Consider the following 23,977-nt stretch of genomic DNA (forward strand, 5'->3'; position numbering starts at 1 on the left):
CGGCTCAGGCCCGGGCGAGGGCGTCCTCGAGTGCGACCCACGCGAGCATCGCGCACTTGACGCGGGCCGAGAACTTCGACACCCCCGACAACGCTGCGGCGTCGGCGAAGGTCTCCTCGTCGAGCGGAATCGTGCCGCGCGAGCGCAGCGCTTCGCGGAACCCGTCGATGAGCTTCACGGCGTCCTCGCGCGGCAGGCCGGCGTCGCCGCCGTCCTCCTCGATCAGCGCGGCGAGCATCGACGCGGACGCCTGCGAGATCGAGCAGCCCGAGCCCTCCCACGACAGGTCGACGATGCGCTCACCGGCCTCGTCGACGCGCACCCGCAGGGTGATGTCGTCGCCGCACATCGGGTTGTGCTGGTGCGAGCTCGCCGTGCGGCCCTCTTCCGGAGTCAGGCCCTGCCCGTGGGGGTGCTTCGAGTGGTCCAGGATGAGCTCCTGGTACAGCGAGTCGAGACCGTTCATTCGTTCACTCCGAAGTAGGACCGGATGCCGCTGACGGCATCGATCAGGGCATCGACATCGGCGTCGGTGTTGTACAGGGCGGCCGAGGCGCGGACGGATGCCGTCACGCCGAACCGTCGGTGCAGGGGAGCGGCGCAGTGGTGTCCGACGCGGACGGCGATGCCCTGCGCATCGAGGAACTGGCCGGCGTCGTGCGCGTGCACGCCGTCGACGACGAAGCTCCAGAGGCCCACGCGCTCGGCGCCCTCGGCGTCTCCGAGCAGACGGATGCCGGGGATGTCGACGAGCCCTTCGCGCATCCGGGCCGCGAGCCGGGCCTCGTGCGCGTGGACGGCGGTGATGCCGGCATCCTCCAGGTACGACACGGCGGCCGCGAGGCCGATCGCGGGACCGATCGGCTGCGTGCCCGCCTCGAACCGCTGCGGCGGCGGCAGGTAGCCGGCCTCGTCGAGCGTCACGGTCGTGATCATCGACCCGCCGGTGAGGAACGGCGGCAGAGCCTCGAGCACGTCGCTGCGGCCGTACAGGCCGCCGACGCCGTACGGGCCGAGCATCTTGTGCCCGCTGAACACGGCGAGATCGACGCCCATGGCGGGCAGGTCGAGCCGCATGTGCGGCGCCGACTGGCAGGCGTCGAGCACCGTCAGCGCGCCGACCTCCTGCGCGAGGGCGACGATCTCGGCGACCGGGTTCACGATCCCGAGCACGTTCGACACGTGCGAGAACGCGACGATCCGCGTGCGCTCGCCGATGATCTGCGCGGCGGCATCCAGGTCGAGCCGGCCGTCGTCCTGCACGGGGATGTGCCGCAGCACGGCGCCGGTGCGCGCGGCGAGCTCCTGCCACGGGATGAGGTTCGCGTGGTGCTCGGCCTCGGTCGCGACGATCTCGTCGCCGGGCTGCAGCGCGAACCGAGCGGATGCCGGTGCCCCCCGCCCGAGCGTCGCGTTGCCGATCGAGTAGGCCACGAGGTTGAGCCCCTGCGTCGCACCGCTCGTCCAGGCGAGCTGCTCCTCGCGGGCGCCGACGAAGCGCGCGACGGCGGCCCGGGCATCCTCGAACAGGTCCGTCGCCTCGGCGGCGAGCGTGTGCGCACCGCGGTGGACGGCGGCATTGCTGCGGGTCAGGAAATCGTATTCGGCCTGCAGCACCTGACGCGGCTTCTGGCTCGTCGCAGCGGAATCGAGGTACACGAACGGATGCCCGTTGACCTCCTGCTGGAGGATCGGGAAGTCCTCGCGCAACCGGGTGGCGTCGAGCGTGGCGGGCTCGGACAGGGCGGGAGAAGTCACCCCCCTAGGCTACGCCGGTGGCGGGTCACCGGGTCGGCCGGCCCGGTCGGTCAGAAGTCGTAGTACGGACGGTAGGAGATGGACACGACCGTCTCGTCCGCGGGGTCGGTGTCGACCCAGGGTGAGTACCCGTCGAGCTCTCCGTTCTCCCCCGCCCCGTCGGCGCGGTCGATGGCGAAGAAGAAGCGCGGCTCGCCGTCCGGCATCGCGAGCTCCTTGTCCGGTCCGAGGGCGCGGACCTCGTCGGCGGTCAGGCCGATCGCCAGGTCGAACTCGGGCGTCACGGCGACGCCGTCCACGGCCTGGCCCGTCATCCTCACGTACGACGGGATGGAGTACTCGTCCCGGGACTTCCCGCCCTCGGTCGGGATCATGTCGAAGTAGGTGAAGCCGTCCCACTCGTACGACGTGTAGTCGGGGAAGTGCGTGCCGTCGCCTTCGTAGACCGACTCCGACGGCTCCGAACCGAACGCGTCGGTGAGCGCGGACACCGCTCCTGCGGCATCGTCGCGCCAGCCGTAGGCGAAGAGCTCCGACCCGTCGTCGGCGACGATCGTGAAGCCCTCCTCTCCCAGCGCGACCTCGTTCGCCGTCGGTTCCTCCGCCTCGGTCGGCGTCGGGCTGGGCGTGACGGACGGAGTGGACGCCTCGGGCGTCGGAGACCCTGGCGCAGGGGCGGCAGTGGGTTCCGGCATCCGATTCATCAGGAGGACGATCGCGACGACGGCGGCGATTGCGAGCGCGCCCGCCAAGGTCAGCAGCGGGATGAGGTTGCGGGGGCGGCGGGACTCGGCCATTCCGTCATCGTGGCAGGGCGACCGTCATAACTCCATCAGTTGTCGGAATGCTCTACCAAACCGTAATGACGCTGGTCGATCCGGCCGCCGCGGTCGTCGCCGGGGAGCGGGCGCGAGCGCCGGCCGTAGACGATCTCGGACGAGTCGAGCAGCCACGGCACGAGGGTCACGGTCACGCCGTGGACCATCATCAGCTGCTGCGCGATGCGCCGCGCACGACGGTTGTGCAGCGGCGTCTCCCACCAGTGGCCCACGATGTACTGCGGCAGGTAGACGGTGACGACCGACGGCCCGTGCTTCTCGCGGTACTTCTCGATGAACCCGATCAGCGGAGACGCGTAGTGACGGTAGGGCGAGTCGACGACGACGAGGGGCACCGGCATCCGGTGATACTCCCAATCGGCCTTCAGCTCGGCGATGTCGTCGGAGGTGACCGCGACGTGGACGGCGAGCGTCTTCTCGTGCTTGGCGGCGAGGGCGTAGTCGATCGCCTTCGCGACGGGCTTCTGCAGTTTGCCGACCAGGATGATCGCGAGGTCGCCCGACGAGCCGTACTTGACCGTGTCGTCCATCTCGATCTCGTGCTCGACGTCGCGGTAGTACCGGTTGACGCCGATCATGAGGAACGCGAGGACGGGCATGGCGAGGAAGACGAGCCAGGCACCGTGGGTGAACTTCGTCACCGTCACGATCGCGAGGACCGCGACGGTGAACGCCGCGCCGACGGTGTTGATGACGAGGCCCGAGTACGCCGCGCGCCGCTCGGGGGTGTTCCCCTTCAGCAGCTTCAGTTCACGCCGCCAGTGGCGGACCATGCCGATCTGGCCCAGGGAGAACGACACGAACACACCGATGATGTAGAGCTGGATGAGGGTCGTCAGGTTGGCCTGGAAGACCACGAGGATCGCGATGGCCGCACCGCCGAGGATCAGCATCCCGTTCGAGAAGACCAGACGGTCGCCGCGCGAGTTCAGCGCCTTCGGCGCGTAGCTGTCGCGGGCGAGGACCGAGCCGAGCAGGGGGAACCCGTTGAACGCCGTGTTGGCGGCGAGCAGCAGGACGCACGCCGTCGCCGCCTGGATGATGAAGAAGAAGATCGAATCGCCGCCGAACGTCGCCGCGGCGACCTGCGCCATGAGGCTCGGCTGGGGGCCCGACGCGCAGTCGAACCCGATGAGCGAGCACGGGTTCTCGGCGTAGTGGACGTTCGCGACCAGGGCGAGCGTCGTGAGTCCGGCGAAGAGCACGATCGCGATCCCGCCCATGAGCACCAGGGTCGTCTGCGCGTTCTTGACCTTCGGGGCGCGGAAGGCGGGCACGCCGTTGCTCACGGCCTCGACACCGGTCAGGGCGGAGCATCCGCTCGAAAAGGCACGCAGTAGCAGCAGGACGAAGGCGACCTGCGACAGGCTCTCGGGCTCGACCGTGTATGCCGCGCTCGACGCGACGGGCGCGTCGCCCATGAGCCAGCGGAACAGTCCGGTGCCGATCATGACGGCGACCGAGCCGATGAAGACGTACGTCGGGATCGCGAACGCCTGCGAGGCTTCGCGGACGCCGCGCAGGTTCACGATGACCAGCAGGATGACGAAGCCCACCGCGAGCTCGACGCGCCACGGGTCGAGGACGGGGAGCGCGGAGATGATGTTGTCGACACCCGACGACACCGAGACGGCGACGGTCAGGACGTAGTCGACGAGGAGCGCCGACCCGACGACCACACCCGCCTTCTCGCCGAGGTTGGTGCGGGCGACCTCGTAGTCGCCACCGCCCGACGGATAGGCCTTGATGAGCTGCCGGTAGCTGAGCACGACGACGATGAGGAGCACGACGACGGCCGCAGCCACCGGGGGCGCGAAGGCCATGAACGCGGTGCCGCCGATGAGCAGGATCATCAGCAGTTCCTGCGGTGCGTAGGCCACCGACGAGAGCGCGTCGGAGGCGAAGATCGGCAGCGCGCGCTTCTTCGGCAGCAGCTGCGCGTCGAGCTTCTCGGAGTCGAGCGGCTCACCGATCAGCATCCGTTTGACGGCGGGGGAGGAGGCCGCGTTCGGATCGCGGCTGTCAGTGGTCACGGCGGGCGACATTACGCCTCCCGCGAACCCGCCGCAACGCGGGCGGGTCGCGCCGTGTTCCCTAGACTCGCGCCATGAGTGGACAGGTCTTCCCCGCGGTCGTCGCGATCCTCTTCGGCGCGGTGGCGGGGCTGGTCCTCTTCGTGCCCGTCGTCGCCCTCAGCTACCGTCGCCGGGGCCGCCTCAGCGTCGGCCGTTTGGGGTTCTGGGCGGCATCCCTCGTCTACTTCCTGGCGATCTGGAGTTACACCCTCCTCCCGATCCCCGCCTCGGACGATTACCGGTGCGCGGGTGCAGTCCTGTCGCTCGCGCCGACCGTCGACGACGTCGTGGGGGCGTTCGCCGACGGGTCGCCCCTCACCGACGTCCGCCTGCTGCAGGTTGTCTTCAACGTCCTCCTCTTCGTCCCCCTCGGCTTCCTCATCCGGGTCGTGGGGCGTCGCGGTGTCGTCCTCGGCGTGCTGGCGGGACTCGTGCTGTCGCTGTTCATCGAGACGACCCAGCTCACCGGCGTCTGGGGGATCTTCCCGTGCGGCTACCGCCTCTTCGACGTCGGCGACCTGCTGACCAACACGCTCGGAGCCCTCATCGGGTCGGTGCTCGGGCTCATCGTCCCGGCGCGGCTCCGCGGCGTCGAGAAGGCAGCGGATGCCGGGGCTCCCCGCCCCGTCACGCGCGGACGTCGCCTCCTCGGCGCCGTCTGCGACGTGCTGGGCGCGGCCATCCTGGCCGGGGCCGCGGGCACGGTCGTGCAGTTGTTCCTGCAGTTCGCGCTCCGACGCGAGGACCTCGTGTCGGACGGGGTCATCGCCGACGTCACGTCGGGATGGGTGCCGATCGTGGTCTGGCTCGGCGTGACCCTCGCGACGGGACGCACGGTCGGCGATCTGTGCGTCGAGCTGCGCTACGACGGCGGGCGGTTCCCCGAGCCGGTGGGCCGCCTGCTCCGCTTCACGGGCGGGATCGGCGGCTACCTCCTGCTCGGCGAGCTCGGGGCCGTCGGCGGCATCCTCGTCGTCGCGTTCGTCGTGGCGTGGCTCGTGCTGCTGTTCACGACGCCCGCAGGGCGGGGCCTACCGGGACTGATCAGCGGCCGTCAGCTCGTCGACGCGCGTGCGAGCGAGCCGGTCGCTCACTGACCCCGGGCGCGGAACGTGTACGTGATCGACGCGACCTTCTGCGTCGCGTCGTCCGACTCGACGAAGGCGCTGAACTCGCGCTTGCCGTTGCTGTAGAACGTGCCGCGGCCCTCGCCGAAGGTGAGGCGCACGTGGCCGTTGGTGAGCGCGAACTCGTCGAACGGACCCTTGCTCCGCGCCTGGTCGAGGGTGTCGCCCACAGCGACGCCGAACTCGTTCGTCACCTGGACGGACTGCGGCAGCCCGGAGGTCACGGTGACCCACGTCGGTGCGGGGACCTCGCTGCGCGAGCGGCCGCCGTCGCCGAGGAACACGTCGTACAAGCGGAAGCCGGGCCACACGTAGATGTCGTAGGCCCAGTTCTCTGCGTCGCCGTTGACGAAGTCCTCCTTCGGCGCCGTGCCGAAGGCCTTGGTCAACGCGGCGATCGCCGGGCCAGAGTCGTCCGCCCACGTGTGGGTGAACGTGCCGTCCGCGGTCTTCACCGTGAAACCCGAGCCGTTCAGGGCGATGGTGGATGCCGCGGCGGGAGGCTCCGGCGCGGGCGTCTCCGACGGCTGCGGGTCCTGCGGTGTCGAGGGTGCCGGCTGCGGTGCGGACTGCGAGCTCTGCGCCGGAGCGGGCGCCGCCGTGGTCGGCTCGGTCGCGCGCACGAGATACACGCTGACGACGACGATGACGGCGACGAGCAGGACGCCGGCGACGGCGCCGAGGATCATCGGGACCCGGTTGGGGTTCTCGCGGCGCTCGGGCTCGCGGTGCTCCTGCGGGTCGAGGGGGGCGAAGGGCAGCCAGTCGTCGTTGCTCATGTGAGGAACTCCCGCGCGGCGACGGTCAGGGCGTCGACGCCGCGCTCGATGGTCGGGTGGAGAACGGGGGCGAAGAACGGGGAGTGGTTCGTCGGGATGTCGCGCGAGATCGTGCCGGCAGCGGCGGCATCCGCGTACTGCTGCGGGTCGACACCGCCCCAGAACCAGTAGACGAGCGGGGCGCCGGCCTCGCGGGCGAACCACGAGACGTCCTCGCTGCCGGTGAACATGCCGGGGTCGACGACCGTCCCCTCGCCGAATGCGCGGTCCATCGCCGCCGTCAGTCGGGCGGTCGCGTCCGCGTCGTTGATGGTCGGCGGCAGGGTGTGGAGGGTCGTGATCGTCGGCTCCTGCTCGGCGCCGGATGCCGCGGCCTCGGCGCGGACGACGCGCTCGACGCGGGCGAGGATGTCGGACCGCGCCGCGTCGTCCGGGTAGCGCAGGCTCAACTCGAGGGTCGCTTCGGCCGGGATGATGTTGTTCTTCAGGCCGGCGTGGATCGAGCCGACGGTGACGACGGCCATCTCGCGGGGGTCGACTTCGCGCGAGACGACGGTCTGCAGGCGCATGACGGTCGCCGCCGCCATGACGATCGGGTCGATCGTCGAATGCGGGCGCGAGCCGTGTCCGCCGCGGCCGTGGAGGGTGACGGTGATGCCGTCGGATGCCGCCATCTGCGTGCCCGGGCGCACACCGATCGTGCCGGCGGGCAACGGGGTGAGGTGCTGTCCGAGCACGATGTCGGGCTTCGGGTACCGGTCGAGGACGCCGTCGGCGATCATCGCCTGCGCGCCGGCGCCGTACTCCTCGGCGGGCTGGAAGACGGCGACGACCGTGCCGGACCACTCGCCGCGGGTCGCCTGCAGCTTCTCGAGCGCGCCCAGCATCGCCGTCACGTGCATGTCGTGGCCGCACGCGTGCATGACCGGGACGTCCTGCCCGGCGGGGTCGACGCCTCGGGCCGTGCTCGCGTAGGGGAGCCCGGTCTGCTCGGGGACGGGGAGGCCGTCCATGTCGGCGCGCAGCCAGACGACGGGGCCGTCGCCGCTGCGGATCACGGTGACGACGCCGGTGCGGCCGACGCCCTCCTCGTAGTCGAGGCCGAGCGCTGCGAGCTCGCGCGTGATGACGCCGGCCGTGCGGGTCTCCTGGAACGAGAGTTCCGGGTGCCGGTGCAGATCGGTGTAGATCGCTTCGAGATCGAGGGGCATACCTTCGAGCCTACGGCGAGGGACGGCCTGCTACCTCAGCGAGTCCTCCACGGGGAGCGCTCGTCGAGGTGCGCTCGACCAGCCGGAAGGCCAGATCGCCGATCTCGTCGCGGCCGTCGATGGCCGCGAGGACGGCATTCGCTGCGCGCTCACCCTGCTCGTGCGGGAACTGCGCGACCGTCGTCAGACCGAAGAAGTCGCCCATCTCATGCCCGTCGACGCCGACGACCGACAGGTCCCCCGGCACGTCGAGGCCCCGGTCGCGCGCGGCGAAGAGGGCGCCGAAGGCGATCTCGTCGGATGCCGCGAAGATCGCCGTCGGCGGATCGTCGCGCTCCAGCAGGGCGAGCGCTGCGCGATGGCCGCCCTCGATCGTGAAGTCCGCGGCGGCGAAGGGGGCGTCGGGGATGCCGGCATCCGCCATCGCCGAGGCGAACCCGTGACGACGCAGCGACGGGATGTCGAGTCCCGGATCGCCCGCGTACCCCGCACCGATGTGGGCGATGCGCCGGTGGCCGAGGCCCAGCAGGTGCTCGGTCGCGGCGCGGGCGACGGCGAGCTCGTCGACGCGCAGGGCGGGGAACCGCGAGGTCGTCGCGCTGAGACCCACCACGGGCAGCTCGAGCGCCAGCATCCGGTCCACCTCGTCATCGGCGAGCGTGACGGACAGGACGATGAGCCCGTCGACCCGGCCGCGGCGCAGCGACGTGTCGAGCACGCCGTCGCGCTGCGCGCGGTCGTCGCTCATGCTGTACAGCGTCATGTCGTAGCCCTCGGGCGCCAGGCGACTCGCGATGCCGTCGAGGACGTTGGCGAAGAACCACCGGTCGAGCAGCGGCACGACGACACCGACGTTCGAGGCGCGGCCCGTCGCGAGAGCGGATGCCGCGGCCGACACCACGTAGCCGAGGTCGGCCGCGGCGGCGCGGACGCGGGCGCGGGTCGCATCCGAGATGCGCCCGCGTCCGCTCAGCGCACGGGAGACGGTCGCCGCCGACACGCCTGCGGCGCGGGCGACGTCGTCGATGCCGGTCACGTCAGTCCGCGGCGATCCACACCGTGGTGTCGGCCGGCAACTCGCGACCCGCGAACGCGTCGCTCTCGACCAGCAGCGTGCCCTTGGGGAGCGCGACCGGGGTCGTGCCGACGTTGGCGACGACGGTGACGTCGCCGTTGCGGAACGCGATGACGTCGTCGCCGTAGCCGTCCAGCCACTCGAGTGATCCCGCACCCAGCTCGTGGGCGCGACGGGTCGCGAGGAGCGTGCGGTACAGCCACAGCGTCGAATCCGGCTGGTCCTCCTGCACGTCGCGGGCCAGAGCGGTCCACTCGTCCGGCTGGGGCAGCCAGCTCTCGCCGGTCGGGCTGAAGCCGAACGCGCCCTGATCGGCGGTCCAGGGCAGCGGGACGCGGCATCCGTCACGCCCGTAGCGCTCGCCGTTCGTGCGGAACCAGGTCGGGTCCTCGCGGACGTCGTCGGGCAGCTCCATCGCCTCGGGAAGGCCGAGCTCCTCGCCCTGGTACAGGTACGACGAGCCGGGAAGGGCGAGCATGAGCGCCGTCGCCGCGCGGGCGCGACGCAGGCCTGCGGCCGGGTCGGGCTTGCCGGGCGTGTTCGGCCCGACGCCGTGGCCCTGCGGGTGGCCGGGCATCGCGAGTCGGGTCGCGTGGCGGATGACGTCGTGGTTCGAGAGCACCCAGGTCGCCGGGGCCCCGACGGCGGGGAAGGCGCGCAGGGACTCGCTGATGATCTCGCGCAGCTGAGCGGCATCCCATTCGCTCATCGCATAGGGGAAGTTGAAGGCCTGGTGCATCTCGTCGGAGCGGACCCACTTGGCGGTCTCGTCGACGGTCGGGAGCCACGCCTCGGCGCAGAGCGCACGGTCGCCCTCGTACTCGTCGAGCACGCGGTGCCACTCGCGCCACACCTGGTGGACGCCCTCCTGGCCCCAGTAGGGCACCGGCTCGGCGCCGCCCATCGAGTCGGCCTCGGCCGGCGGGGTGTAGTCGGGCAGGCCGTCGGCCTTGATGAGGCCGTGCGCCACGTCGACGCGGAAGCCGTCGACGCCGCGGTCGAGCCAGAAGCGGAGCGTCTTCTCGAACGCGGCACGCACCTCGGGATTGTTCCAGTCGAAGTCGGGCTGCGAGCTGTCGAACAGGTGCAGGTACCACTGGCCGTCCGGGATGCGGGTCCAGGCCGGACCGCCGAAGACGGACTCCCAGTTGTTGGGCGGCAGTTCGCCGTTCTCGCCCTGGCCGTCGCGGAACATGTAGCGGGCGCGCTCCGGGCTGCCGGGGGCGGCGGCGAGGGCCTGCTGGAACCAGACGTGCTTGTCGGAGGAGTGGTTCGGGACGAGATCGATGATGACCCGGATGCCGCGGGTGTGCGCCGCCTCGAGCATGTCGTCGAAGTCGCCCAGGGTGCCGAAGAGCGGGTCGACGTCGCGGTAGTCGGCGACGTCGTAGCCGGCATCCTTCTGCGGCGAGGTGAAGAAGGGGCTCAGCCACACGGCGTCGACGCCGAGCGAGGCGAGGTCGTCGAGGTGCGACGTGATGCCGGGCAGGTCGCCGATGCCGTCGCCCGAGGCATCCGCGAAGGAGCGGGGGTAGATCTGGTAGATGACGGCGGTGCGCCACCACTCGGCGCCGGGGCGGCTCTCGCCGATCGGTGCCAGCGTCGACGTGGCGGTCGGGGAGGGGGTCGAAGTCATGCGCGCCAGCCTAGCGCAAGCGCTTGCGCACGGTGCATCAGGCAGGGCGAGTACTCTCGACCCAGTGAATCCCGACGCACTCGCCCGAGCCGAATCGCTCATCGCGACGATCCCCGACTTCCCCGAACCCGGCATCCTCTTCCGCGACATCTCGCCGCTGCTGGCCGACCCGGCGGCGCTGCGCACCATCGCGATGGCCATGGCCGAGCCGTTCGTCGGCTCGTTCGACGTGGTCGCCGGCGTCGAGGCGCGCGGCTTCCTGCTGGCGGGCGCGATCGCGATCGCCTCGGGCACGGGTCTCGCCCCGATCCGCAAGGCGGGCAAGCTGCCGCGCCCCGCCGGCTCGGTGAGCTACGACCTCGAGTACGGCAGCGCGACGATCGAGATGACGGACGACCTCTCCTCGGGCGCCCGCGTCCTGCTCGTCGACGACGTCCTCGCCACCGGCGGCACGCTCCGCGCCGGACAGCAGCTGCTCGAGCAGCTCGGCTACAGCCTTGCCGGTACGTCCGTGCTGATGGAGCTCACTGCGCTCGAGGGCCGCTCCGTCTGCGGTCCCGTGCACAGCGTGTTCACCGTCTGATCAGGTCCGGATCACGACGTTCTCGGGCTCCTCGCCCGCGAGCAGGTGCCCGATCTGCCGACGCAGCAACCGTACGATCCGCGGGTGCATCGCGTCGGTCGCGCCCCCGACGTGCGGCGCGATGACGACGCCGTCGAGCGTCCAGAGCGGGTGATCCGCGGGCAGCGGCTCGGGGTCGGTGACGTCGAGGGCCGCACGGATGCCGCGGCTGCGGACGTGGGCGACGAGGGCGTCCGTGTCGATCAGCGACCCGCGTCCCACGTTCACGACGAGGGCGCCGTCGGGCAGAGCGGCGAGGAACGCGTCGTCGATGATGTGCCGCGTCCGGTCGCCGCCGGGGAGCGAGGCCACGACGATGTCGACGTCCGGAAGCAGCTCCGGTAGCTCGTCGACGCTGTGCACACGGATACCGTCCTCGTCGCGCGCGCTCGAGGCGACCGGCACCAGTTCGACCTCGAAGGGGGCGAGGCGCGCCGCGATCGCCTTGCCGACGCCACCGTATCCGAGCAGCATGACGCGCCGGTCGGCGAGTCCGGTGGCCTGGAAGGGGGCCCAGTCGCCCGTCGCCTGGGCGCGGACGAACCGGTCGATGCCGCGCTGCGCCGTCAGCGTGAGAGCGACGGCGAGCTCGGCGGTGGCCGCCTCGTGCACGGTCGCCGCGTTCGCGAAGACCGAGCCGGCGGGCAGCCGGTCCTCGATGCCCTCGTACCCGATCGCCTGCCCCTGCACGAGTCCGACCTCGACGCCCTCCAACAGGGGGAGCGGGCTGCCCTTCGACATGTACGGCGGGACGACGACGTCGATGCGCGGGCGGGGGGAGGGGGCATCCATCTTCCAGACGAACACATCGGCCCCCTCGATGTCCGAGAGGTCCTCGGCGAGGCGGGCGGAGGGGACGCTGACGCTGATCGAAGCCATGCGTTCGAGGCTATCGCCCGGCCCGGGGCCTCGGCCCGCGTCGCGGTCAGGACACCTAGGCTGGTTCGATGCCTGAAAACCCCCGCGGCGACGCCGATGCCTTCGTCCGCGTGCGCGGGGCGAACGAGAACAACCTGCGACACGTCGACGTCGACGTCCCCCGCGACGCGATCGTCGCCTTCACGGGCGTCTCGGGCTCGGGCAAGTCGTCGCTCGCGTTCGGCACCATCTTCACCGAGGCGCAGCGCCGGTACCTCGAGTCGGTCGCGCCGTACGCGCGGCGGCTGATCCAGCAGGGTCACGACCCGCACGTCGAGTCGATCACGGGGCTCCCGCCGGCCGTCGCACTGCAGCAGCGGCGGGGCGCGCCGAGTTCGCGCTCCAGCGTGGGGACCGTCACCACCCTGTCGAACTCGCTGCGCATGCTGTTCTCGCGCGCGGGCACCTTCCCGGCCGGTTTCACGACACGCCTCGACTCCGACGCATTCTCGCCGAACACGGCCGCCGGCGCCTGCCCCGAGTGCCACGGTGTCGGCGTCGCGCATACCGTGACCGAGGACACCCTCGTGCCCGACCCGTCGCTGAGCATCCGCGACGGCGCGATCGCCGCCTGGCCGGGGGCGTGGCAGGCCAAGAACCTCCGCGACATCACGATCGCCCTCGGCTACGACGTCGATCGCCCGTGGCGCGAGCTCGACCAGGCCGACCGCGACTGGCTCCTGTTCACCGACGAGCAGCCCGTGGTGCAGATCACGCCGCAGCGCGACCGCGTTGCGAAGCCCTACAAGGGCACGTTCTGGAGCGCGAAGAAGTTCGTCTTCCACACCCTCGCCGACTCGCAGAGCGCGTCGATGCGCAGCCGCGTGCTCGGCTTCGTCCGCACCGGCGTCTGCCCGCTCTGCGGCGGCACGGGCCTGCGCCGCGAGGCGCTCGCCGTCACGTTCGCGGGGCACTCGATCGCCGAGCTGAACGCCCTGCCGATCCGCGAACTCGCCGAGGTCCTGCGTCCGACGACGCGGATCCGGGATGCTGCACCCGCCCTCCCGACCACCGCATCCGGTGAGCGCACCGACGTCGCCGTGGCCATCACGACCGACCTCGTCGCCCGCATCCAGGTGCTCCTCGACCTGGGTCTCGGCTACCTCGGACTCGGCCGGGTGACGACGACCCTCTCGCCCGGCGAGATGCAGCGGCTGCGCCTGGCGACCCAGCTGAGGTCGGGACTGTTCGGCGTCGTCTACGTCCTCGATGAGCCGTCGGCGGGGCTCCACCCCGACGACGCGGCTCCGCTCCTCGACGTGCTCGAGCAGCTCCGCGCCTCGGGCAACTCGGTCTTCGTCGTCGAGCACAACATGGACGTCGTCCGTCGCGCCGACTGGATCGTCGACGTCGGTCCCGGCGCGGGTGAGGCCGGCGGCGCCGTCCTGTACTCCGGCGAGGTCGCGGGCCTGGCCGGAGTAGAGGACTCGGCGACGCGCCCGTTCCTGTTCCCCGACGAGAGCGCAGCCGTGCGCCGCGAGCGCAGGGAGGCCACCGGCATCCTCTCGCTCCAGGGCGTCTCGCTGCACAACCTCGACGGCCTCGACGTGGAGATCCCCCTCGGCGTGTTCACCGCGGTGACCGGTGTCTCGGGCTCGGGCAAGTCGACGCTGGTGAGTCGGGTGCTCCGCCAGGTGGTCGAGCGGCACGTGCGCGGCGACGTCGACGAGACGGATGCCGACGACGCAGCGCTCGACGCCGACGACCCGTCCGAGCGCATCGCCGAGGCGACGCTCCCGTCGTCGTCGACCGACACCCTGCGCGTCGGCTCGGTCACCGGGATGGACGGCGTCGACCGCCTCGTGCGGGTCGACCAGAAGCCGATCGGTCGGACCCCGCGGTCGAACCTCGCGACGTACACGGGCCTGTTCGACGCCGTCCGCACCGTGTTCGCCGCGACCGACCTCGCACGCGAACGCGGTTACGCGCCCGGCCGGTTCTCGTTCAACGTCGCGGGCGGCCGCTGCGAGACGTGCCTCGGCGAGGGGTACGTCTCGGTCGAACTCCTCTTTTTGCCCGGCAGCTACGGCCGGTGCCCGACGTGCCACGGCGCGCGTTACAACCCCGAGACCCTCGAGGTGACCTACGACGGCAAGAACATCGCCGACGTGCTCGGGATGACGGTCGACGAGGCGGCACCGTTCCTCGCGGCGGTGCCCGCGGCATCCCGGAGTCTCCGGACCCTGCAGGACGTCGGCCTCGGCTACCTGCGCCTCGGCCAGCCGGCGACCGAGCTCTCGGGCGGCGAGGCCCAGCGGATCAAGCTCGCGACGGAGCTGCAGCGCGCGCGGCGCGGCCACACGCTGTACCTGCTCGACGAGCCGACGACCGGTCTGCACCCCTCCGACGTCCGGCTGCTGCTCGCGCAGCTGCACGCCCTCGTCGATTCGGGCGACACCGTCGTCGTGGTCGAGCACGAGATGGACGTCGTCGCGGCGGCCGACTGGGTCATCGACCTCGGTCCGTCTGGCGGGGATGCCGGAGGTCGCATCGTCGCGCAGGGGACGCCCGAAGCCGTCGCGGCAGCGCCCGACAGCCGCACGGGCCCGCACCTCGCCCGCAGGCTCGGCGGCTGAGCCGGGTCAGGCCGCGGAGTGCACCACGGCCGAGACGGCCGCGGTGAAGAAGCGCAGTCCGTCCACGCCGGAGCGCATCGCCGCGGCGGTGTCGGGGCCGAAGCCCGGCTCGATCGCGTGCTCCGGGTGCGGCATGAGTCCGACGACGTTGCCGCGTTCGTTCGTGAGTCCCGCGATGTCGTCCATCGACCCGTTCGGGTTGACGCCCGCGTACCGGAACGCGACGAGGTTCTCGCCCTGGATGCGGGCGAGCGTCTCGTCGGAGGCGATGTAGCCGCCGTCGGCGTTCTTGAGCGGGATGACGATCTCCTGGCCGCGGCGGAATTCGTTCGTCCAGGCGGTGTCGGCGTTCTCGACCACCAGGCGCTGGTCGCGGCGGATGAACTGCTGGTGCGCGTTGCGGATCAGGCCGCCCGGCAGGAGGTGGGCCTCGACGAGCATCTGGAAGCCGTTGCAGATGCCGAGGATCGGCATGCCCTTGGCCGCGGCATCCTTCACCTCGGACATGATCGGCGCGAGCGCCGCGATCGCCCCGGCGCGCAGATAGTCGCCGTAGCTGAAGCCGCCGGGCAGGACGAGGGCGTCGACGCCCTCGAGGTCGTGCGAGCCGTGCCAGAGGGCGACGGGCTCGGCGCCGGCGAGGCGGACGGCGCGACGCGCGTCGCCGTCGTCCAGCGAGCCGGGGAAGGTGATGACCCCGACGCGGACGGTCACTCGACGACCTCGATGCCCACGACGTCCTCGATCACGGAGTTCGAGAGGATCTCCTCGGCGATCGTGCGGACCGCGGCGAGGGTCTGCTCGTCGGCCGACTCGACGGTGAGCTCGAACCGCTTGCCGATGCGGACGTCCCCGAATCCGGCGTGGCCGAGGCGCTGCAGCGCTCCGGAGACGGCCTTCCCCTGCGGGTCCAGAAGCTCGGCCTTGGGCATGACGTCGACGACGATGGTGGGCATCAGAAAGCTCCGGGATGTCGCGGGCAGGGGTGCGCGACCAGTCTAGAGCCCGCGGACGCAGCGCACCGTCCGCGGGCGTCGTGTGCTGTGACCAAACCGTGATGGCGATGGTGGGAGCGCTCCCTTGACAGTCGTGGGAGCGATCCCATAGCGTCAGACCCACTCGATGAGAGCGCTCCCATGGGGATGACCCTGCACCTCGCTCTCGCCACACCACAAAGGAGTGTTCTGTGAACGCACGCGCCCTGCGCCGCGTCGGTCTGATCGCCGGCGTCGCCACCACTTCCGCTCTCGTCCTCGCCGGCTGCGCCGGCGGCGGCGACCAGGGCGGCACCGGAGCCGAAGGCGAGAAGGTCACGCTGACCATCGCGACCTTCAACAACTTCGGCTACACCGACGAGTTCCTCCAGAAGTACGAGGACGCCAACCCGGGCGTCACGATCGTCCACAACAAGGCGGCCGAGTCCGGCGACGCCCGCAAGAACTTCTTCCAGAAGCTCGGCAAGGGCGGGCTCGCCGACATCGAGGCCGTCGAGGTCGACTGGCTCAGCGAGGCCATGCAGTACTCCGACCTGCTCGCTCCCGTCCCCGACGACCTCAAGGGTCGTTGGCTCGACTGGAAGGAGAAGGCGGCGACCGACCCCGAGGGCAACCTCATCGGCTACGGAACCGACATCGGTCCGCAGGCGATCTGCTACCGCTCCGACCTCTTCGAGGCCGCCGGCCTCCCGTCCGAGCCCGCCGAGGTCGAGGCGCTGTTCGACGGCGACTGGAACAACTATTTCGACGTCGCCGACAAGTACCGCGAAGCATCGGGCAAGTCGATGATCGACTCGGCGAACTCGGTCCTGCAGGGCATCGTCAACCAGATCGAGTACACCTACGACAAGCCCGACGGCTCCGTCATCGCCACCTCGAACCCCGAGATCGCCGACGCCTACAAGAGCGTCATCGAGCGCGCCGTCCCCAACTCGGCATACTCCGCTCAGTGGGGCGACGACTGGATCGCGTCCTTCCAGGGCGACGATTTCGCGACCGTGCTGTGCCCCGGCTGGATGCAGGGCATCATCTCGGGCTACGCACCCGACCAGAAGAACTGGAAGATCGCCAACACGTTCCCGAACGGCGGCGGCAACTGGGGTGGTTCGTACCTGACCATCCCGGCCAACGGAAAGCACGTCGAGGAAGCGCAGAAGCTCGCCGCGTGGCTGTCCGCACCGGAGCAGCAGGTCGAGGCGTTCGTGAACGTCGGAGCCTTCCCCAGCCAGGTCGACGCGTACGAGAACGCAGACCTGCAGGGGTACGTGAACGACTACTACAACGGTGCGAAGACCGGCCAGATCGGCGCCGACCGCGCCGAGGCCGTCACGGTCCTCCCGTTCAAGAGCGCGAACTACTTCAAGTACCACGACGCGCTGCAGAACGCCGTGAACCGCGTCTTCGACAAGTCGGAGTCCGAGGATGCCGCGTGGAAGACCTGGGTCGCCGAGGTCGAGGCCTTCTGATCCGTCCCTGACCGGGATGCCGGCCGCGCTTGCGGCGGCCGGCATCCCCCCCATCGCTCGACCACGACGGAGACGCCACGTGACCACCACCGACATCCGACCACAGACCTCCGTGGAGGACCGCCCGGCCGCCGGGGGTCGTCCGATCCGTGTGCTCTCGTTCCGCCAGCGGCTGAGCCGGTGGGACGTGAAGGTCTCGCCCTACCTCTACATCTCGCCGTTCTTCATCCTGTTCGCGATCGTGGGCCTGTTCCCGATCGGGTTCACCGCCGTGATCTCGTTCCAGGAGTGGGACCTGATCCGCAACTCCGGCACCTTCGTCGGGTTCGATCAGTACGCCTGGATCCTGAACGACCCGAAGTTCTGGGTCGCCCTCCGCAACACCTTCAGCATCTTCCTGCTCTCGACCGTCCCCCAGCTGCTGCTCGCGGTGTTCATCGCCGCGATGCTCGACCGCAACATCCGCGCCAAGACGTTCTGGCGGATGAGCGTGCTGCTCCCGTTCGTCATGGCCCCCGTCGCCGTCGCCCTGATCTTCAGCAACATGTTCGGCGACGTCCACGGCCTCGTGAACAACGCGCTGAGCACCATCGGGCTCGACCCGATCGCCTGGCACAAGGACCCGTTCTGGAGCCACGTCGCGATCGCCACCATGGTCAACTTCCGCTGGACCGGCTACAACGCCCTCATCCTGCTGGCGGCCATGCAGGCGGTGCCGCGCGAGTACTACGAGGCGGCCACGGTCGACGGCGCCGGCGCGTTCCGCCAGTTCGTCAGCATCACGCTGCCCTCGCTCCGCCCGACCCTCATCTTCGTGATCATCACCTCGACGATCGGCGGTCTGCAGATCTTCGACGAGCCGCGCATGTTCGACAACACCGGCGAGGGCGGACCCGCCCAGCAGTGGCTGACGATCACGCTGTACCTCTACAACATCGGCTGGGGCGAGTTCAATTTCGGTCGCGCCGCCGCCCTTGCGTGGATCCTCTTCATCATCATCGTGGTGATCGGTCTCGCGAACCTCCTCATCACCCGCCGCCTCGTCCGCGACGAGGGCGGCCGTGGCGTGAGAACGCCCCGCCGCGCACGGAAGGACACCGCACGATGACCACCGTCAGCGAGCCGCCCCTGGCCATCGTCGAAGAGAACATCCCGAACGCCGCCCGCCGTCGGCGCGGGGAGCGCACCACCCGCATCCGCGGCGTCCGTGCCGGCTTCTGGGTCTACGTCGGGCTCGGCGTCGTCGCCGTGTCGGCGATCTTCCCCTACTACTGGTCGTTCCTCATCGGTTCGGGTGACCAGTTCACGATCAACGACCCGAACATGTCGTGGATCCCCGGCGCGAACTTCGTGACGAATGCCCTCTCGGTCATGAACGACCCGGCCGTCAACTTCTGGCTGGCCCTGTGGAACTCGGTCTTCAGCTCGACGCTGATCGCGGCATCCGTCGTCGTCTTCTCGACGCTCGCAGGCTGGGCGTTCGCGAAGCTGCGCTTCCGCGGCAGCAAGTTCCTGCTCGCCTTCGTCGTGGCCACCATGGCCGTTCCGATGCAGTTGGGCGTCGTGCCGCTGTACATCCTGTTCGCCGACCTCGGCTGGACGGGCACCATCGGCGCGATCATCATCCCGGCCCTCACGAGCGCCTTCGGCGTGTTCTGGATGACCCAGTACATCGGCCAGACGGTTCCCGATGAGCTCATCGAGGCGGCCCGCGTCGACGGCGCGAGTCAGATCCGCACCTTCTGGACGGTCGGTGTCACCGCAGCGCGGCCCGCCGCGGCCATGCTCTTCCTCTTCACCTTCGTCGGGGCGTGGAACCAGTTCTTCTGGCCCTTCATCGTGCTCGACCGGCAGAGCCCGACCCTCCCGGTCGCGCTGTCGCTCCTGCAGGCGAACTACTTCGTCGACTACTCGATCGTCCTCGCCGGTGTCCTGCTGGCCACCGTGCCGCTGATCCTGCTGTTCGTCTTCGCCGGCAAGCAGCTCGTCAGCGGCATCATGGCCGGCGCGGTCAAGGGCTGAGGGTCATCCCGTGAACGTGCTTTCGCAGGAGTACTCTGCCCCCGTGCCCGCTCGAACCCCGCGTCCTTTCCCGACCGACTTCCTCTTCGGAGCGGCGACCGCCGCCTACCAGATCGAGGGAGCCGCCTTCGAAGAAGGTCGTACCGCGTCGATCTGGGACGCGTTCAGCCGCGTGCCGGGCGCCGTCATCGGCGCCGACAACGGCGACGTCGCGTGCGATCACTACCACCGCTACCGTGGCGACGTCGCCCTCATGAAGGAGCTCGGCCTCGACACGTATCGGTTCTCGACGTCATGGTCGCGCGTGCGTCCCGACGGCGGCCCGGTCAACCCGAAGGGCATCGACTTCTACGAGCGTCTCGTCGACGAGCTCCTGGGCGCGGGCATCCGTCCCTGGCTCACGCTCTACCACTGGGATCTGCCGCAGGCGCTCGAGGAGCAGGGCGGGTGGACGGCGCGCGAGACGAGCGAGCGGTTCGCGGAGTACGCACTCTCGGTGCACGACGCCCTGGGGGACCGGGTCACCGATTGGACGACCCTCAACGAGCCGTGGTGCTCGTCGTTCCTCAGCTACACGGGAGGGATCCACGCCCCCGGCCGGTTCAGCATCGGTGACGGGATGCTGGCATCCCACCACCTGCTGCGCGGACACGGTCTCGTGGTCGACGAGCTGCGCCGCCGCGATCCCGCGCTGAACCTCGGCATCACGCTGAACCTCACGGTCGCCGAGGCGGCCGATCCGGCGAAGGCCGAGGACGTCGACGCCGCACGCCGGATCGACGGCCAGTTCAACCGTTGGTTCCTCGATCCGATCTTCCGCGGGAGCTACCCGGCCGACATCGTCGAGGACATCCGCGCCGTCGATCCCGAGGCCGTCGCGCGGTTCGAGGCATCCGTCCATCACGGCGACCTCGAGACGATCTCGCGGCCACTCGACGCGCTGGGCGTCAACTACTACCACGGCGAGTTCGTCGGCGGCACCGCCCCGGCCGACCCGCCGTTGCCGGGCGATGCGCCGACCGACCGCGTGGTGGGTTCGCCGTGGCCGGCGGGCGACGGCATCCACTGGTACGAGCGCGGACTCCCTCGCACGGCGATGCACTGGGAGGTGCAACCCGCCGGGCTCACGGTGCTGCTCGAGCGGGTGTGGGACGAGTACGCGAAGGATGCCGGTACCGCCCTGTTCGTGACCGAGAACGGCGCGGCCTACGACGACGAGAGGGTCGTCGAGGGCGGCGAGGTCCGGGTGCACGACGCGGACCGCGTCGAGTTCCTGCGCGGCCACCTCGCGGCGATCCTCGACGCCGCCGACGCCGGTGTCGACGTGCGCGGCTACTTCTACTGGTCACTCATGGACAACTTCGAGTGGGCGTGGGGGTACGACAAGAGGTTCGGGCTGATCCGGGTCGACTACGCCACGCAGGAGCGGACGTTCAAGGACAGTGCTCTGGAGTATCGTCGGGTCATCGCTGCCCGAGCGATCGAATGACAGCACTCTCCGAGGTGGCCGTGCCCGATACCCTTCACTCTCCGGTGACGATCGAAGAAGTCGCCGCGGCGGCGGGGGTCTCCCGGTCCACCGTCTCGCGCGTCGTCAACGGATCGACGGCCGTCAGCCCTGCCGCGCTCGAGGCCGTCCGCCGTGCGATCGACGAGCTCAACTACGTGCCCAACCGCGCGGCGCGGTCGCTGGCGAGCCGCGCGACGATGGCGATCGCCCTCGTCGTCCCCGAGGACACGACCCGGTTCTTCGGTGACCCGTTCTTCGCGGCCATCGTGACGGGCATCAACAAGCGCGTCTCGAAGTCGGACTACGTCCTCAACCTGATCATCGCGAGCGATGATCCGAACGACAAGGCGACGGAGTACCTCCGCAGCGGCGCCGTCGACGGCGCCATCATCGTCTCGCACCACACGAGCGACGCCTTCATCGACCGGATCGCCGCGGCCGTGCCCGTCGTCTACGGCGGCCGTCCCGTGCGGGAGCGGGAGCGGGACTACTACGTCGACGTCGACAATGTCGAGGGTGGCCGGCTCGCGACGCAGCACCTGCTCGACCAAGGCCGCACCCGCCTCGCGACGATCACCGGCCCCACGACGATGCCCGGCGGCATCGACCGTCTGACGGGCTTCCTCGAAGCGCTGGATGCCGCGGGCCTGGCGCCCGTCGCGGTCGAGGACGGCGACTTCACCGCCGCGGCGGGGGCCGCGGCCGTCCGGCGGATCCTCGACTCCGGTGCGGCGTTCGACGGCCTCTTCGCGGCGAGCGACCTCATGGCGCGGGGGATCCTCGTCGAGCTCGCTCGTGCGGGACTCCGCGTCCCCGAGGACGTTGCGATCGTCGGGTACGACGATTCGCCGGTCGCTACGTCGGTCTCACCGACCCTGACGACGGTGCGGCAGCCGTCGCTCCAGCAGGGCGAGGTCATGGCGGACGTGCTGCTGACCTTGTTGGCGGGCGGTCTCCCGCCGCGCGAGACGCTGCTCGAGACGCAGCTCGTGGTCCGCGAGTCCGCCTGAGGGTTCCTGCGCCGGGCGCGCCGGCTTGCGCGTCGGGCTACCGGACGGCGGCGTGGAGGACGTTGCGCCACGGGTCGGTGAACGACACCGTGCGTCCGTCGTCGGCGATCTGCACGCCGTGGTGACTCAAGCGCTCGCCGAGCTCACCGAGGCTGTCCTGATCGGGCAGGGCCAGGTCGACCCGACCGAGACCGAGGGCGGGCATCCGCGGCCCCGCGCCGCGAGAGTTCCAGACGTTCATCGCCATGTGGTGGTGGTAGCCGCCCGCGCTCACGAAGAGCGCTGAGCCGCCGAGCTCGGCCGTCACGTCGAAGCCGAGCGCGTCGACGTAGAACTCTCGCGCGGTCCGCACGTCACCGACCGAGAGGTGGACGTGACCGACGGATGCCGCATCATCGGCGCTCGCGCCCTGGGTCGCGGCATCCGTCAGGTGTTCGCGGAGGAAGGCATTGGGGTCGAGGTAGAGGGTGTCCATCTCGACCTGGCCGTGGGTCCACGACCAGGCGGTGCGCTCGCGGTCCCAGTAGAGCTCGATGCCGTTGCCCTCGGGGTCGGTGGCATAGAAGGCCTGACTCACGAGGTGGTCGGCGCTGCCGGTGAACGACTGCGGAGCGTGCTGCGCGAGCGAGAACAGCGCGGCGGCCAGTGCCGTCTGCGATTCGAAGAGGATCGCGGTGTGGAACAGGCCCGCGGCGCCGGCGGGTGCGTGGCGGAGCGACGGCTCGTGACGGAGGACGACGATCGGGCGCCCGGCGCGGCCCAGCGTGACGGTGTCGCCCGCCGCGTCGAGCACCGCGAGCGTGACGACGTCACGGTAGTACCGCGTCATCCCGTCGAGGTCGCCGACGAGCAAGGTGACCGCGCCCATCGAGGTGGCGGGGGCGAGCCGGTCGAGCGCGGACGTATTCATGTGAATATGCAACGCGGCCGCGACCGGCGTTGTTCCCGTCAGTCCGGGTCGCCGCCGAGCTGTCCGATCGGGACGATGGGACCGCCGTCATCCGCTCCGGTCTTGCGGGCCCGGGCGATCGCATTGCCGGCGTGATAGATCACGAGCGCTGCCACGGTACCGAGGACGATACCGCCGAACTGCAGCTGACCGAGGTCCATCGTGAAGTTCGCGATCGCGATGACGAAGGCGACCGCGACCGTGTACTGGTTGACCGGGCGCGAGAAGTCGACCTGGTTGTCGACCCAGATCTTGATGCCGATGACGCCGATGAGGCCGTAGAGCGCCGTCGTGACGCCGCCGATCACGCCGCTCGGGATCGTGAAGAGCACAGCACCGACGACGGGCGAGAACGACAGCAGCACGGCGATGATGCCGGCCACCCAGTACGCCGCCGTCGAGTAGATGCGGGTCGCGGCCATGACGCCGATGTTCTCGCCGTAGGTGGTCGTGCCCGAGCCGCCGAACGCGCCGGCGAGGGTCGTCGCAAGGCCGTCGGCGAGAAGGGCGCGGCCGGTCCGCTTGTTGACCGTGGGGTCGCCGGTCATGGTCGCGACGCCGCGCACGTGGCCGACGTTCTCGGCCACGAGGACGAGGACGACGGGCAGGAACATCGGCAGGAGGCCCCACGCGACCGGATCGCCGAAGGAGGGCAGGTGGAAGGTCGGAAGGCCGATCCACTGCCCCTGGTCGATCAGCGTGGTGACGCCCGAGAAGTCGACTTTGCCCATGATGAGCGCGGCGATGTAACCGACGACGACGCCGAGGAAGATCGAGACGCGTCCGAGGATGCCGCGGAACAGCACCGCGAACAGGATGCACGCGACCAGGGTGATGGTCGCGAGCACGGCGTCGGTCTTGAAGTTGTTCCACGCGGCCGGCGCGAGGTTGAGACCGATGAGGGCGACGATCGCGCCCGACACGACGGGCGGCATGAGCTTCTCGAGCCACCGCGTTCCCGTCGCCTGCACGAGGAAGCCGATGCCGGCGAGCAGGATGCCGGCGACGAACACGCCGACGAGCGCCTGGCCGATCTGCTCCGGGCTGTCGAGCGGCTTGCCCTGGCCCGGGCCGAAGGCGGTGATCGGCGCGATGAACGCGAACGACGAGCCGAGGTAGCTGGGCAGCTTGTTGCGCGTGAGGAGCAGGAACAGGAGCGTGCCGAGTCCCGAGAACAGCAGCGTGGTGCTGACGGGGAACCCGGTCAGCAGCGGCACCAGGAACGTCGCGCCGAACATGGCCACGACGTGCTGTGCGCCGATCGCGATCGTGCTGCCCCAGCCGAGACGCTCGCTCGGGGTGACGACGGCTCCGGGGGCGACGCGGCGTCCGTCGCCGTGAAGGGTCCAGATGGGCATGCGCGTGCTCCTCAGATGGTGGGGGATGCCTGGGGTCAGGCTACCTGGGAG

At 70.4% G+C, this 23,977-nt stretch carries 21 protein-coding genes; 8 read left to right on the top strand and 13 right to left on the bottom strand.

Annotated features, from left to right (window positions below; genetic code table 11):
* Positions 1–4: 4 nt before the first annotated feature.
* Genes sufU through MRBLMI1x_RS03110 form a run of 4 tightly spaced genes read right to left on the bottom strand, consistent with a single transcriptional unit; the run spans position 5 to position 4,642 of the window.
* Positions 5–466: a Fe-S cluster assembly sulfur transfer protein SufU gene (gene sufU / locus MRBLMI1x_RS03095; RefSeq protein ID WP_018187890.1), complete on the bottom strand. Its 462-nt coding sequence runs from the start codon at positions 464–466 to the stop codon at positions 5–7.
* Positions 463–1,758, bottom strand: coding sequence for a SufS family cysteine desulfurase (locus MRBLMI1x_RS03100; RefSeq protein WP_363455920.1), 1,296 nt, complete (start codon positions 1,756–1,758; stop codon positions 463–465). The genes sufU and MRBLMI1x_RS03100 overlap by 4 nt, the downstream gene beginning before the upstream one ends.
* Positions 1,759–1,808: 50 nt before the next feature.
* Positions 1,809–2,555 carry a hypothetical protein gene (locus MRBLMI1x_RS03105; protein WP_363455923.1) on the bottom strand — a complete coding sequence of 249 codons (747 nt, stop codon included), beginning with the start codon at positions 2,553–2,555 and terminating at the stop codon, positions 1,809–1,811.
* A gap of 35 nt (positions 2,556–2,590) precedes the next feature.
* Entirely contained in the window at positions 2,591–4,642 is a 2,052-nt protein-coding gene (locus tag MRBLMI1x_RS03110; RefSeq protein WP_018187892.1) for an APC family permease, read from the bottom strand.
* A gap of 62 nt (positions 4,643–4,704) precedes the next feature.
* Here MRBLMI1x_RS03110 and MRBLMI1x_RS03115 point away from each other — a divergent pair, with 62 nt between their 5' ends.
* Positions 4,705–5,769 carry a VanZ family protein gene (locus MRBLMI1x_RS03115; protein WP_363455927.1) on the top strand — a complete coding sequence of 355 codons (1,065 nt, stop codon included), beginning with the start codon at positions 4,705–4,707 and terminating at the stop codon, positions 5,767–5,769.
* Here the strand turns inward: MRBLMI1x_RS03115 and MRBLMI1x_RS03120 are convergent.
* From MRBLMI1x_RS03120 to MRBLMI1x_RS03135, 4 genes are read right to left on the bottom strand one after another with little or no spacing between them, the layout of a single operon-like run.
* Positions 5,763–6,578, bottom strand: a complete 816-nt coding sequence (locus MRBLMI1x_RS03120; RefSeq protein ID WP_018187894.1) for a hypothetical protein — start codon at positions 6,576–6,578, stop codon at positions 5,763–5,765. The two genes, MRBLMI1x_RS03115 and MRBLMI1x_RS03120, sit on opposite strands and share 7 nt — an antisense overlap.
* Positions 6,575–7,789: an amidohydrolase gene (locus MRBLMI1x_RS03125; protein ID WP_363455930.1), complete on the bottom strand. Its 1,215-nt coding sequence runs from the start codon at positions 7,787–7,789 to the stop codon at positions 6,575–6,577. The genes MRBLMI1x_RS03120 and MRBLMI1x_RS03125 overlap by 4 nt, the downstream gene beginning before the upstream one ends.
* A 10-nt stretch (positions 7,790–7,799) precedes the next feature.
* The gene (locus MRBLMI1x_RS03130) at positions 7,800–8,825 is read right to left on the bottom strand and encodes a LacI family DNA-binding transcriptional regulator (protein WP_363455933.1); all 1,026 of its coding nucleotides are present in this window, start codon (positions 8,823–8,825) and stop codon (positions 7,800–7,802) included.
* Position 8,826: 1 nt separating this feature from the next.
* On the bottom strand, positions 8,827–10,500 hold the full coding sequence (locus MRBLMI1x_RS03135) for a glycoside hydrolase family 13 protein (protein WP_363455936.1): 1,674 nt from the start codon (positions 10,498–10,500) through the stop codon (positions 8,827–8,829).
* Positions 10,501–10,564: 64 nt separating this feature from the next.
* Here MRBLMI1x_RS03135 and MRBLMI1x_RS03140 point away from each other — a divergent pair, with 64 nt between their 5' ends.
* Positions 10,565–11,083, top strand: a complete 519-nt coding sequence (locus tag MRBLMI1x_RS03140) for an adenine phosphoribosyltransferase (RefSeq protein ID WP_018187898.1) — start codon at positions 10,565–10,567, stop codon at positions 11,081–11,083.
* On the opposite strand, the gene MRBLMI1x_RS03145 is transcribed toward MRBLMI1x_RS03140, so the two are convergent.
* Complete coding sequence (locus tag MRBLMI1x_RS03145; protein ID WP_363455940.1) at positions 11,084–12,001, bottom strand: 2-hydroxyacid dehydrogenase; 918 nt, start codon at positions 11,999–12,001, stop codon at positions 11,084–11,086.
* Between the two features lie 68 nt (positions 12,002–12,069).
* On the opposite strand from MRBLMI1x_RS03145, the gene MRBLMI1x_RS03150 reads away from it, so the two are divergent.
* Positions 12,070–14,616: an excinuclease ABC subunit UvrA gene (locus MRBLMI1x_RS03150; RefSeq protein WP_363455943.1), complete on the top strand. Its 2,547-nt coding sequence runs from the start codon at positions 12,070–12,072 to the stop codon at positions 14,614–14,616.
* Between the two features lie 6 nt (positions 14,617–14,622).
* On the opposite strand, the gene purQ is transcribed toward MRBLMI1x_RS03150, so the two are convergent.
* On the bottom strand, positions 14,623–15,330 hold the full coding sequence (gene purQ / locus MRBLMI1x_RS03155) for a phosphoribosylformylglycinamidine synthase subunit PurQ (RefSeq protein ID WP_116227857.1): 708 nt from the start codon (positions 15,328–15,330) through the stop codon (positions 14,623–14,625).
* A complete protein-coding gene (purS, locus tag MRBLMI1x_RS03160) occupies positions 15,327–15,572 on the bottom strand; it encodes a phosphoribosylformylglycinamidine synthase subunit PurS (RefSeq protein WP_018187902.1) in 246 nt (81 codons plus the stop codon). Before purS ends, purQ begins: the two co-directional genes overlap by 4 nt.
* A 230-nt stretch (positions 15,573–15,802) precedes the next feature.
* On the opposite strand from purS, the gene MRBLMI1x_RS03165 reads away from it, so the two are divergent.
* The 5 genes from MRBLMI1x_RS03165 (at position 15,803) to MRBLMI1x_RS03185 (ending at position 21,619) form a co-directional block, all read left to right on the top strand.
* A complete protein-coding gene (locus tag MRBLMI1x_RS03165) occupies positions 15,803–17,077 on the top strand; it encodes an ABC transporter substrate-binding protein (protein WP_363455948.1) in 1,275 nt (424 codons plus the stop codon).
* Between the two features lie 79 nt (positions 17,078–17,156).
* Positions 17,157–18,185 carry a carbohydrate ABC transporter permease gene (locus MRBLMI1x_RS03170; RefSeq protein WP_363455951.1) on the top strand — a complete coding sequence of 343 codons (1,029 nt, stop codon included), beginning with the start codon at positions 17,157–17,159 and terminating at the stop codon, positions 18,183–18,185.
* Positions 18,182–19,099 carry a carbohydrate ABC transporter permease gene (locus MRBLMI1x_RS03175; protein WP_018187905.1) on the top strand — a complete coding sequence of 306 codons (918 nt, stop codon included), beginning with the start codon at positions 18,182–18,184 and terminating at the stop codon, positions 19,097–19,099. Before MRBLMI1x_RS03170 ends, MRBLMI1x_RS03175 begins: the two co-directional genes overlap by 4 nt.
* A gap of 43 nt (positions 19,100–19,142) precedes the next feature.
* Entirely contained in the window at positions 19,143–20,588 is a 1,446-nt protein-coding gene (locus MRBLMI1x_RS03180) for a GH1 family beta-glucosidase (protein ID WP_363455955.1), read from the top strand.
* On the top strand, positions 20,585–21,619 hold the full coding sequence (locus MRBLMI1x_RS03185) for a LacI family DNA-binding transcriptional regulator (RefSeq protein ID WP_018187907.1): 1,035 nt from the start codon (positions 20,585–20,587) through the stop codon (positions 21,617–21,619). Before MRBLMI1x_RS03180 ends, MRBLMI1x_RS03185 begins: the two co-directional genes overlap by 4 nt.
* A gap of 37 nt (positions 21,620–21,656) precedes the next feature.
* Here the strand turns inward: MRBLMI1x_RS03185 and MRBLMI1x_RS03190 are convergent, their stop codons facing one another.
* Positions 21,657–22,529: a VOC family protein gene (locus MRBLMI1x_RS03190; protein ID WP_363455959.1), complete on the bottom strand. Its 873-nt coding sequence runs from the start codon at positions 22,527–22,529 to the stop codon at positions 21,657–21,659.
* A 38-nt stretch (positions 22,530–22,567) separates the two neighbouring features.
* Positions 22,568–23,926 (bottom strand): uracil-xanthine permease family protein, encoded by a 1,359-nt coding sequence (locus MRBLMI1x_RS03195; protein WP_020097670.1) that lies wholly within the window; start codon positions 23,924–23,926, stop codon positions 22,568–22,570.
* Positions 23,927–23,977: the final 51 nt, after the last annotated feature.

The organism is Microbacterium sp. LMI1x-1-1.1 (assembly GCF_040676205.1).
GTDB lineage: Bacteria > Actinomycetota > Actinomycetes > Actinomycetales > Microbacteriaceae > Microbacterium > Microbacterium aquilitoris.